The organism is Hydrogenophaga sp., assembly GCF_041633695.1.
Lineage (GTDB): Bacteria > Pseudomonadota > Gammaproteobacteria > Burkholderiales > Burkholderiaceae_C > Hydrogenophaga.
This window is the reverse complement of sequence record NZ_JBFJMY010000343.1, coordinates 1-4,541: the sequence shown is the minus strand read 5'-3', so window position 1 is coordinate 4,541 and position 4,541 is coordinate 1. Positions and strand designations below refer to the sequence as shown.

At 64.3% G+C, this 4,541-nt stretch carries 4 protein-coding genes and 1 pseudogene; 4 read left to right on the top strand and 1 reads right to left on the bottom strand.

Annotated elements, in window-relative coordinates; translation table 11 throughout:
* The 3 genes from ABYB95_RS17575 to ABYB95_RS17565 all read left to right on the top strand — a co-directional run.
* On the top strand, positions 1–1,281 hold a 1,281-nt coding region (locus ABYB95_RS17575), incomplete at its 5' end, for an acyl-CoA dehydrogenase family protein (protein WP_372659861.1).
* Positions 1,281–2,516, top strand: a complete 1,236-nt coding sequence (locus ABYB95_RS17570; RefSeq protein WP_372659859.1) for a CoA transferase — start codon at positions 1,281–1,283, stop codon at positions 2,514–2,516. The genes ABYB95_RS17575 and ABYB95_RS17570, both read left to right, overlap by 1 nt.
* 40 nt (positions 2,517–2,556) lie before the next feature.
* On the top strand, positions 2,557–3,171 hold the full coding sequence (locus tag ABYB95_RS17565) for a TetR/AcrR family transcriptional regulator (protein WP_372659857.1): 615 nt from the start codon (positions 2,557–2,559) through the stop codon (positions 3,169–3,171).
* Positions 3,172–3,186: 15 nt separating this feature from the next.
* On the opposite strand, the gene ABYB95_RS17560 is transcribed toward ABYB95_RS17565, so the two are convergent.
* The gene (locus tag ABYB95_RS17560) at positions 3,187–4,119 is read right to left on the bottom strand and encodes a DMT family transporter (RefSeq protein ID WP_372659855.1); all 933 of its coding nucleotides are present in this window, start codon (positions 4,117–4,119) and stop codon (positions 3,187–3,189) included.
* 211 nt (positions 4,120–4,330) lie between these two features.
* Here ABYB95_RS17560 and ABYB95_RS17555 point away from each other — a divergent pair.
* Positions 4,331–4,541 (top strand): annotated as a pseudogene (locus tag ABYB95_RS17555) (ABC transporter substrate-binding protein); the annotation flags it as partial.

Here is a 4,541-nt window from a genome sequence, read left to right as displayed (position 1 = left end):
CTGGTCGCCGCTGGTGATGGGGTGGAGCTGGGCAGCGTGTCGCTCGACCAATCGGTCGTCATGGCGCAGGACGCGTTCCGCCGCTTTGCTGCCGACGTGGTGGCACCGCAGGCGGAAGCGATTCACCGGCACGACGAGACCGTGCCCGAATCGCTGCTGCAACCCATGCGCGACATGGGCGTGTTCGGCTTGTCGATCCCCGAGTCGCATGGCGGCACCGGGCCGAACGAGGGCGAGGACGCCACCATGATGGTGGTGGTCACCGAGGCCTTGTCAGAAGCCTCCCTGGCCGCCGCCGGCAGCCTGATCACCCGGCCCGAGATTTTGAGCCGGGCGCTCATGAGCGGTGGCACCGACGAACAGAAAGCCCAATGGCTGCCGCGCATCGCGGCGGGCGATCCGCTGTGTGCGATCGCCATCACCGAACCGGACTACGGTTCGGACGTGGCGAGTCTCGCGCTCAAGGGCACGCGCACCGAAGGCGGCTGGCTGCTCAACGGCGCCAAGACCTGGTGTACTTTCGCCGGCAAGGCGGGCGTGTTGATGGTGGTCACACGCACCGACCCGGACCGCGCAGCGGGTCACCGGGGTTTGAGCGTGCTGCTGGTGGAGAAGCCCTCGTACGACGGCCACGCTTTCGACTTCCAGCAACCCGGCGGTGGACGCCTGAGCGGCAAGGCCATTCCCACCATCGGCTACCGGGGCATGCATTCGTTTGATCTGTCGTTCGACAACTTCCTGGTTCCCGACGAAAACGTGATCGGTGGTGCGGGTGGCCTGGGGAAAGGCTTCTACTTCACCATGGCCGGTATGGTGGGAGGTCGCATGCAGACCTCTGCCCGCGCCTGCGGTGTGATGCGCGCGGCGCTTCGCGCCACGATGCGCTACACGGCCGACCGCAAGGTGTTCGGTGCGCCGCTGCAGAACTACGCGCTCACGCTGGGCAAGCTGGCCCGCATGGCCGCGCGACTCGCCGCCTGCCGCACGCTGGCCTACGCCATCGCCGAACAGCTCAACGCCGGTGGTGGCCGCATGGAGGCCAGCCTGGTCAAACTGCTGGCTTGCCGCTCGGCCGAGATGGTCACCCGCGAAGCGCTGCAGCTGCATGGCGGCATGGGCTACGCGGAAGAGAGTGCGGTGAGCCGATACTTTGTCGACGCACGCGTGCTCTCGATTTTTGAAGGTGCAGAGGAAACGCTGGCGCTGAAGGTCATTGGCCGCAGCTTGCTGGACGGTGCGCTGGCTGCAACGCCTGTGTCCAAAGAGAAGGCGGTGGCCTGATGAGCGACACCTTGCATCCATCGGGTGTGCTGTCGGGCATGCGCGTGATCGAGGCGGCTGCCTTCGTCGCGGCGCCCCTGGGCGGCATGACGCTGGCCCAAATGGGCGCAGACGTGATTCGCATCGACACCCTGGGCGGGGGGCTGGATTACCGGCGGTGGCCGGTCACCGCCAACAACACCAGTTTGTTCTGGTGTGGTTTGAACAAGTCGAAGCGGTCTGTTGCGCTCGACCTCGGCAAGCCCGAGGGCCGGGAGATGGCCATGGCCCTCATCACGGCGCCGGGCAAGGACGCGGGCATTCTGCTGACCAACTTTCCCGCGCGCGGCTGGCTGGACCACGACAAACTCAAGGAGCAGCGCGAAGACCTCATCCAACTCACCGTGCAGGGCGACCGGCACGGTGGCTCGGCGGTGGACTACACCATCAACTCGCGCGTCGGCATCCCGTACATCACGGGTGACGAACGCGGCGCGAGCGCCAACGAAGCCGTCAATCATGTGCTCCCGGCCTGGGACCTTGTCACCGGCCAGATGGCCGCGGTGGGGTTGCTGGCCGCCGAACGCCACCGCTTCAGAACGGGCCAAGGTCAGCATGTGAAGCTCCCGCTCGAAGACGTGGCCCTTGCCGCCGTGAGCCACCTGGGGCTCATTGCCGAGGCGCAGTTGGGCCAGCAACGCGAGCGCCACGGCAACGAGCTTTTCGGCGCTTTCGGTCGCGACTTCACGACTTCAGACGGCGAGCGCGTGATCGTCGTCGGTCTGACGCTGAAACAATGGCAAGCCATCTGCGAGGTCATGGGCTTGCGCGAAGCGGTGCAGGCACTGGGCGAACGCCTGGGCCTGGATTTGAATCTGGAAGGCGACCGCTTCAAGGCGCGCAAGGAACTCGGCGTGATGGTGGCAGGCTGGATGGCCCGCCACACCTTCGCACAAGCCGCCGCGGCGCTGACGAAGCAGGGCGCCTGTTGGGGCAAGTACCAGACCCTCACGCAGTTGGTGACGCAGGACGAAGCCTGTTCACCGGCCAACCCGATGTTCAGGACGATTGATCAACCTGGCGTGGGTGCGCATCTGGCGGCAGGCCTGCCGCTGAACTTCTCGGGAGCGGCGAGGATACCGGCGGCTGCCGCACCGGTGTTGGGGCAACACACGGGTGAGGTGCTGTCAGAGCTGCTGGGTGTGACCCAAGCCCAATATGGGTCGATGTGTGATCGAGGGGTGGTCGCGCGCTAGTTGCGTCAGAATAGCCAGCTCAAAACCTGAGCGGAACACGATGGCCAGATCGCTTGCAAGCAACCACGACGACAAACGTCAGAAGATTCTCGAAGAGGCCGCCGTCTTGTTTGCCAGTGCGAGCTTCGAAAGCGCCCGCCTGCAGGACATTGCGGCGGCATGCAACACGTCGAAGTCGGCGCTTTACCACTACTTTCCCAGCAAGGAAGACCTGCTGTATGTGATCATCAGTGAGCACATCGGGAGCGCGGTGCGCGAGCTGGACGCGATTGCCCACGGTCCGGGGACGACGAAGGAGCGGTTGACGCTGCTGGTGCGGGCCATGGTGAAACGTGCCACCGACAAGCGCAACGAGCACATGGTGCTGACCAACGACCTCAAGTTCCTGCCAGCCCTGCAGCAGCAGGAGATCAAACTGGCACAGGCCCGAGCGCTGGACTTCGTGGTGGAGATTCTCAACGAAATCAACCCCAACCTCATGCGGCGGCGCCGGGAGCGCGCGTCGTACGCCTTGTTCCTCTACGGCTCGATGATCTCGACGGCGAGCTGGTACCGCAAGGAGGGTGGCATGACATCGCAAGAGCTGGCCGACCGGCTGACCGAGCTGTTCCTCAACGGATTCGATGGCGGCGACCACCCGCCTGGTTACCGCTGATCTGCAACGATCACGCTAGGTGGGCGTTTCGGGTGGCAACGGTTCCCGCTTGCGGGCGGGAAGGGTCCCGAATTGCGTGGCGGCCACGCCGATACCGGCCATCAGTGCGCCGACAATCTTGAGGTGGGTGAAGGATTCCCCCAGCGCCATCCACGAGATCAAGCCCGCCACCGGCGGCAGCAGGTAGAGCAGCGGCGCGGTGCGCGGTACGCCCACATGGTCGTTGAGCCAACCCCACGCCAACCAGCCGGCGAACGAAGCCACCGCCAACGACCAGAGCAAGGCCCACCAGATGGACGCCGGCAGGCTGGCCCATGGGACCAGGCGGGCCTGAGGCGCGTTGATGAGCAGCATCGGCGCCATTGCCAGCAGAGTGCTGTAAGCCATGACCAGAGTGACGCCGTGGCGGTTGAGCAGCCGTGTGGCCGCTACGGTGTGGGCCGAAAAAAGCAAGGCAGCCAACAAGAGCAGAAGGTCGCCCAGGCCCTGTGTGCGCACAAGCGCGAGCTTGTCCGAAAGAAACACGAGCAGGCCCGCCATGGCCAGCGCCAGTCCCGCCACCTGGATGCGGGCCAGGCGCTGGCTGTGCAGCACGCGCACCAACAAGAGCGTGAACATGGGGCCAAGCGCAGAGATGAGGGCGCTTGAAAACGGTGTGGACAGGTGCATCGCCTGCGTCATCACGTTCACGTGCGCAATGTGGCCCAGCGCGGCCAAGCCTGCCAGGCCCAACCAGTCACGCCGCTCCAGCCGGGGCCAGCGCAGCCCAAATTGCCACAGCAGCAAGGCAATGGCGCAAGCCGGCGTGATGAGGTAACGGACGAAGACCATCGCGCTGGGCCCGATCTGGGCCATCACGGCTTTTTGCACGCTGTAGTTGCTGCCCCAGAGCAGCATCAAGACCAATGCCACGACCAGCGCCAGTCGGTTGCTGGCGGTGGATCCCACGGCGTTTTTTCGATTGAGCACCATTAAAACCGTCTCATAAGTCGTTTATGTCGTCAGGCGAAGGCACAAGGAATGTGCGGTTTCTGCAGCAGCTACGGGAAATCCCTAGGCATTTTTTAGCTTGATCTATTTATTAAACCGTCCCGTCGGACTATTATATGACTTGCCAACTGTTGTTCGTTCTCACGCCAACTCAACCCAGGAGACAAGCATGCGCATTTCCTTCCCCAGGCTCATCGCAGCCATCGTTTTTGCCAGTGCCTTCGCCGCACCCGCCGTGGCGCAGACGACCGTCCTCAAATACTCCAATTGGCTGCCACCGGGGCAGGCCATGCGCATGGAGGTGGTGGAGCCGTGGATTGCCGAAGTGGAGAAAGCCACGCAGGGTCGGGTCAAGATCGACACGGCACCCAAAGTCGTTG